Genomic DNA, 6,596 nt, shown 5'->3' with positions numbered 1-6,596 from the left:
ATGGTATAGGCCCATTGTGCGCCAAATTTTTCCACATCAAAAAAGTCGGCCCCACGGCCAATTTCCTCATCCGGCGTAAAGCCCACGCGAATTTTCCCGTGTTTGATTTCGGGGTGTTGTACCAAATATTCCATCGCCGAGACGATTTCGGTTAACCCCGCTTTGTCGTCGGCGCCCAATAAGGTGAGTCCGTTGGTGGTAATCAAGGTTTGCCCTTTGTACAACAACAAATCCTCAAAATAAGAAGGTGAGAGCACTATATTCTTCTCGGCATTCAACACGATGTCGCCGCCGTCGTAATTACGTACAATTTGTGGAGAAACGCCTTTTCCCGTAAAATCGGGCGAGGTATCGTAATGCGACACAAACCCGATGGTAGGTACCTCATGATCCACATTAGAAGGCAGTGTTCCCATCACATACCCTTTTTCGTCGATGGTGACTTCGGTGAGTCCGATGGTTTGTAATTCTTGTACCAGTAAGTTGGCCAAGTCCAATTGTTTGGCGGTACTGGGTGTGGTCGGCGAGTGGGCATCCGACTCGGTATCGATGGTGACGTAGCTGATAAAGCGGTCAATAAGATGTTGCATAGGTGCGGTTTTAGTGCCACAAATATAGCAAATCGGCGAGGAGCTGTGGTGCGTTTTCCTCAAAAAAAAATCCCCGAATCATACGACTCAGGGAGGTTTTTTTACTAGCGTTTGGGTTTTATTCTTGAACCAAAACCCATTCGCCCGTGGCCAACATCGACTCGGCTTTTTTGTACTTCATCGATTCGGTTTTGCCACTCAAAATATGTTTAATCGTCACGGTATCGTTGCGATTGATTTTGGGCGTTTCCCGCACAATAGTTTCGGTGCGTTGTGGCATTTCTTGTGCCGCTTGATTGGACTCAGCCACTTCGTTTTCATTGCGCGATTCTGTGTACTGCTCCCGTGGGCGACTTTCTTGACGCGCTTCGTGAATGTTTTGTGCCGCCTGTTGTTGGGGCAAATCGCCTTTAAACAAGAACGAAATCACTTCTTTATTCACGGCATTCAACATGTTTTTGAACAAGTTGTAGGCTTCGAGTTTGTAAATCAACAACGGATCTTTTTGCTCGTGAACGGCCAACTGTACCGAAGTTTTCAACTCGTCCATTTTGCGTAAGTGCTTTTTCCAAGCCTCGTCCACAATGGCCAGCGTGATATTTTTTTCAAAATCAGCAATCAACTGCGCGCCTTGGGTTTCATAGGCTTTCTTCAAGTCGGTCACCACATTCAACGATTTGATGCCATCGGTAAACGGCACGATGATGCGTTCAAATTGGTTGCCCGGATTCTCATACACGTTGGCGATAATCGGAAACGCTTCCCGCGCCGAGCGTTCGCATTTCTCGTTGTAGTATTGGTAGGCCGCTTTGTAGAGACGACCCGTAATTTCCATCGGATTGCCTTTCTCAAACTCACTCGCCGTAATCGGGGAGGTGATCGAGAAATAACGGATGACTTCAAACTCAAAGTTTTTGAAATCATTGACGGCTTTATTCTCGCCAACGATGTTCTCGCAAGTGTCATACAACATGTTGACGATATCGAGTTTCAAACGCTCTCCGTGCAAGGCATGACGACGGCGTTTGTACACCACTTCCCGTTGGGCATTCATCACGTCATCGTATTCCAACAAACGTTTACGTACGCCAAAGTTGTTTTCTTCTACTTTTTTCTGCGCGCGTTCAATCGACTTGGTCATCATCGAGTGCTGAATCACTTCGCCCTCTTTCAAGCCCATGCGGTCCATGATTTTGGCCACACGCTCGGAACCGAACAAACGCATTAAGTTATCTTCTAGGGAAACATAAAACTGCGAACTTCCCGGATCCCCTTGACGTCCTGAACGACCGCGCAACTGACGGTCCACGCGACGGGAATCGTGACGTTCAGTACCAATGATCGCCAATCCACCTGCGGCTTTCACTTCGGGCGTTAGCTTGATGTCGGTACCACGACCTGCCATGTTGGTGGCAATAGTTACCACGCCAGCCTTTCCGGCTTCAGCGACGATATCGGCTTCTTTTTTATGCAATTTCGCGTTCAATACGTTGTGCGGAATGTTGCGAATTTTCAACATACGACTCAACAATTCCGAGATTTCCACCGAAGTCGTACCAATCAATACGGGGCGACCCGCTTGGGAGATTTGCACGACATCTTCGATAATCGCATTGTATTTTTCACGTACCGAACGGTAAATCAAATCGTCTTTGTCGGCACGAGAAATACCACGGTTGGTGGGAATTTCAACTACGTCCAATTTATAAATTTCCCAGAATTCCCCTGCTTCGGTTACCGCTGTACCCGTCATCCCCGCCAACTTATTGTACATACGGAAATAGTTTTGCAGCGTGATGGTCGCAAAGGTTTGGGTAGCCGCTTCAATGGTTACATTTTCTTTGGCTTCGATGGCTTGGTGTAACCCATCGGAGTAACGACGGCCGTCCATAATACGACCCGTTTGCTCGTCGACAATCAAAATCTTGTTGTCCATGATCACGTATTCTACGTCTTTTTCAAACAAGGTATACGCTTTGAGCAATTGCGTTAGGGTATGAATCCGTTCGCTTTTTACCCCAAAATCTTGGAATAAACGTTCGCGGGCTTCGGCCTCTTGGTCTTTGTCCAAGTTCATCTTCTCGATAGCGGCAATTTCAGTACCGATATCGGGCAAAACAAAAAAGTCGTCAGCCGTATCTTGCGAAAGGTATTTGATCCCGTTGTCGGTCAATTCTACCTGGTTGTTTTTTTCATCAATTACAAAATACAAGGCTTCATCGACTTTGTGCATGTCGCGGTTGTTGTCTTGCATGTATTGATTTTCGGTTTTTTGCAACAGTTGTTTTACCCCTTCTTCGCTCAAAAACTTGATTAAGGCTTTGTTTTTGGGCAACGAACGGTAAGCGCGCAACAATTGGAAACCTCCGTCTTTGGTGTTGCCTTCTTTGATTAAGCGTTTGGCTTCGGCTAAGAAACCGTTGGCCAACTGCCGTTGCAAATTGTATAAGTTTTCAATTTTGGGTTTTAATTCCGTAAACTCATGACGATCGCCATCGGGCACGGGTCCAGAGATGATCAAAGGCGTACGGGCGTCGTCAATCAATACCGAGTCGACCTCATCGACAATCGCATAATTGTGTTTGCGTTGTACCAAGTCGTCGGGCGAGTGGGCCATGTTGTCGCGGAGGTAGTCAAAACCAAATTCGTTGTTGGTACCATAGGTAATATCGGCTTCATACGCTTTACGACGTGCGGCCGTATTGGGCGAATGGTTGTCGATACAATCCACTGTCAAGCCGTGGAATTCAAACAATGGGGCTTTCCAGGTGCTGTCGCGTTTCGCCAAATAATCGTTGACGGTAACGAGGTGAACTCCGTTTCCAGTTAGCGCATTTAGATAAAGCGGAAGGGTGGCCACTAAGGTTTTTCCTTCTCCCGTTTGCATTTCCGAGATTTTCCCTTGGTGCAAAACGATACCCCCAATAAGCTGCACATCGTAGTGGATCATGTCCCAAGTAATTTCTTTCCCAGCGGCATTCCACGAGTTGGCCCAAACGGCTTCATCGCCTTCGAGAGTAATGTATCCTTTGGTGGCGGCCAATTCACGGTCTAATGCTGTTGCTGAAACCCGTAAAGAGGTATTTTCTTTAAAGCGTTTAGCCGTTTCTTTCACCACGGCAAAGGCTTCCGGTAGAATTTCGTAGAGTGTTTTTTCGGAAGCTTCGTAGGCTTCTTTCTCGAGGGCGTCGATTTGGTTGTACAATTCTTCGCGGGCATCGATATCTTGCGTAGCTTCTGATTCGGCTTTTAAGCGCACAATATCGGCATCATATTTAGCGCGAGAAGCTTTGATATTTGCTTTGAATTCGGTGGTTTTCGCCCGCAATTCATCGTGACTCAAACCGGTCAGCGACCCTTCTAAGGCTTTGATTTTGTTGACCAGCGGTTGGATGGCTTTGATATCCTTTTCGGATTTATCGCCGACAAAAATTTTAAGTATACTATTGATGATACTCATGGGAAATTCAGTTTAATATTAGCCCTTACAGGGTGTGCAAATTTACATAAAAAAAAAGCCCCAAAAGAGACTTTTTTTTCAGTTGTGATAGGTTTATTTTTTAGTATTCGTCCTCATTCCACAGATAATCTTCGTCTGTGGGGTAATCCGGCCAAATTTCTTCCATCGACTCATAGATTTCTCCTTCATCTTCAATGGATTGAAGGTTTTCAACCACTTCCAAAGGAGCTCCGGTTCTGATGGCAAAATCGATTAATTCATCTTTAGTAGCAGGCCACGGTGCATCACTTAAATACGATGCTAATTCTAATGTCCAATACATCTTCTTCCGATTTTTAAATTACTGCAAAAATAAATTTTTAACTGAGAAAGTCAAGTAAAAATTGATTTATTTTAAGTTTAAAGTTAAGAACGTTTTTTCTTTCGAGAAATCGCTCATTTTTTCTGCGAAAATGGCAACTCAAAAGGTTACTTCCTCGGAATCCATGGGGTTTCCGTTGCGTTTAAGTCTTGGGTCAACTTCCGTGCCAAGACGAAAAGGAAGTCAGAAAGTCGGTTTAAATAGGTAATCACCAACGGTTCTGTGGGTTCGATGTCATTCAAATGCACCGCCAAACGCTCAGCTCTTCGGCATACGCAGCGGGCAATATGACAATATGACACGGTGGGATGACCGCCTGGCAACACGAAATGGGTCATGGGTGGCAGTTCGGCATCCATTTTATCCATTTCGGTTTCCAAATAGGTAACATCCGCCTCAGTGATACCAAGGTTTTGCAATCGTTTTTCGCCATTTTTCAATACGGTTTTCTCGGGGGGTGTGGCCAAAATAGCACCCACCGTAAACAACCGGTCTTGCACTTCGACCAATATCGCTTGGTACAACGGGTTGATGGCTTGGTCGCGCAACAAACCGATGTAGCTATTGAGTTCGTCTACCGTGCCGTAGCTTTCGATGCGAATGTGGTGTTTGGGCACGCGATCGCCACCAAAGAGGGATGTGGTTCCGGCGTCACCGGTTTTAGTATATACTTTCATAGGGTATGCTCTAGGATGTCAAAAATAGAAAAACCGTTTGGATAATAACGCAGAAAGCAGCCTTTTTAGACTGCTTTCTTTGAATTATAGGAGAACGATTAGTATCCAAAAAGTTCTTCCAAGCTCAGTTTTTTGAATTGTCCGAGTTTGGAAAGGGTTTCGGGACTCAAGCGTTTTTCTGAACCTAAAATCACATAGGTGTAGGGTTTATGGGCCAAATGCGAATCGTGGTAGGCTTTGATGTCCTTCATGGTGATTTGATCCACTTGGTTGTACACTTGTTGGCGCAGGTCTTGCGAAACGCCCAATTCTTTGGCATTCAGATAAGTGTACAAAATGCCGTCTTGGGTGATACGTTCGGTTTGAATGTCTTTTTTGATTTGCATTTTGGCCAATTCCAAATTATCACTCAATTCGGGCATCGTCGTAAGCAAGGCATTCATGGCCACTACGGCTTCTTCAAACTTATCCGCCTGACTGCCCACGTAGGCCAACAGTTGGTACTGATCCTCTGCTTTTTGAGGTTCGACAGTATATCCATAGGTGCTGTAAGCCAGTGCTTTGCTCTCGCGAATGGTTTGGAAAACAAGCGAACTCATACCGCCTCCAAAATAGTTGTTGAACGCCGCAATGATGGTTTTTTGATTCGGATCAAAACGCTCCAAATTGCGCACCCAACGGGTTTCGGCTTGTACCATGTCGTAATCGGTAAACAAGACTTGGTTGCTGTTTTGTTCGGTTCGAACGAAGGTTTTTGCCGGTGCAGGCGTGAGGGTAGTCGCCGGAACAGGATGTAGTTTTTTGAGTGATGCCGTCAATGCGTTCAACGGTTGAGGTCCGTAGTACAAAATGGTTTGCCCGCATTGGGTAACATTTTTGATTTTGTCTATAAGCTGTTGAGCCGTGAGCGCCTCCAACGTTGCATTGCTGTAGGTATTGTTGAATTTGTTGTTGGCTCCATAGGTTGCATAGCTTGTTAACGCTTGTAGAATGGCCCCTTTGTTGGCTTTGGCATCTTTACGCGATTTGGCAATTCGGGCTTTCATCGCTTGCAAAGCGGTTTCGTTGGGCTGCATATTGGCCATTACATCTTCATACAATTTGACTGCAGCTTCAAAGTTTTCTTGCAATCCTTCAATGGTCACTGTTGTATAATTTTCGCCAGTGGAAACATTAAAACTACAGGCGATTTTATAAAACGCTTTGGTGATTTGTTCTGCGGTTTGCGTGTTAGTCCCAAGGAATTGAACGTATTGTGCTGCCAGTCCCAAGGTATTGTCGTTAAGGGTCCCGATGTTGTAACGGTAACGTAAACGGAACAACGAATTGTCTTTGTTGGGAACATACAACACTTCGGCATTGCCTACTTTGGCTTTTTGAATGTCTTTGTCAAAATTTAAAAATACAGGCGTAGCGGGCGTTGCAGGCATGTCGTTCACCATTTTCACAAAAGCCGATTGCTTGTCGGGGTTGGTCGCAACGGGTGTGATTTGCGGTTTTTCAATTTT

Annotated in this window: 5 protein-coding genes; all 5 read right to left on the bottom strand. The window is 45.5% G+C overall.

Annotation, left to right across the window (positions count from 1 at the left end; all coding sequences use genetic code 11):
- On the bottom strand, window positions 1–590 hold a 590-nt coding region (pepT, locus tag ABWO12_RS11890; protein ID WP_353089218.1), incomplete at its 3' end, for a tripeptide aminopeptidase PepT.
- Window positions 591–708: 118 nt separating this feature from the next.
- Window positions 709–4,050: a preprotein translocase subunit SecA gene (gene secA, locus ABWO12_RS11885; protein WP_353089216.1), complete on the bottom strand. Its 3,342-nt coding sequence runs from the start codon at window positions 4,048–4,050 to the stop codon at window positions 709–711.
- A 100-nt stretch (window positions 4,051–4,150) separates the two neighbouring features.
- Window positions 4,151–4,372 (bottom strand): DUF2795 domain-containing protein, encoded by a 222-nt coding sequence (locus ABWO12_RS11880; protein ID WP_073362738.1) that lies wholly within the window; start codon window positions 4,370–4,372, stop codon window positions 4,151–4,153.
- A 146-nt stretch (window positions 4,373–4,518) separates the two neighbouring features.
- The gene (locus tag ABWO12_RS11875) at window positions 4,519–5,088 is read right to left on the bottom strand and encodes a cob(I)yrinic acid a,c-diamide adenosyltransferase (RefSeq protein ID WP_353089212.1); all 570 of its coding nucleotides are present in this window, start codon (window positions 5,086–5,088) and stop codon (window positions 4,519–4,521) included.
- Window positions 5,089–5,186: 98 nt separating this feature from the next.
- A partial coding sequence (locus ABWO12_RS11870; protein WP_353089210.1) for a M16 family metallopeptidase occupies window positions 5,187–6,596 on the bottom strand: 1,410 nt, incomplete at its 5' end.

Origin of the sequence: Flavobacterium sp., from assembly GCF_040379285.1 — a bacterium.
GTDB lineage: Bacteria > Bacteroidota > Bacteroidia > Flavobacteriales > Flavobacteriaceae > Flavobacterium.
Note: the sequence above shows the minus strand (reverse complement) of the source record. Positions and strands in the feature narration are given on the sequence as shown.

Bases quoted from the DNA above. Each gene is read 5' to 3' on its own strand.
- ABWO12_RS11875 (WP_353089212.1), bottom strand. From the start codon at position 5,088: ATGAAAGTATATACTAAAACCGGTGACGCCGGAACCACATCCCTCTTT.
- secA (WP_353089216.1), bottom strand. From the start codon at position 4,050: ATGAGTATCATCAATAGTATACTTAAAATTTTTGTCGGCGATAAATCC.
- ABWO12_RS11880 (WP_073362738.1), bottom strand. From the start codon at position 4,372: ATGTATTGGACATTAGAATTAGCATCGTATTTAAGTGATGCACCGTGG.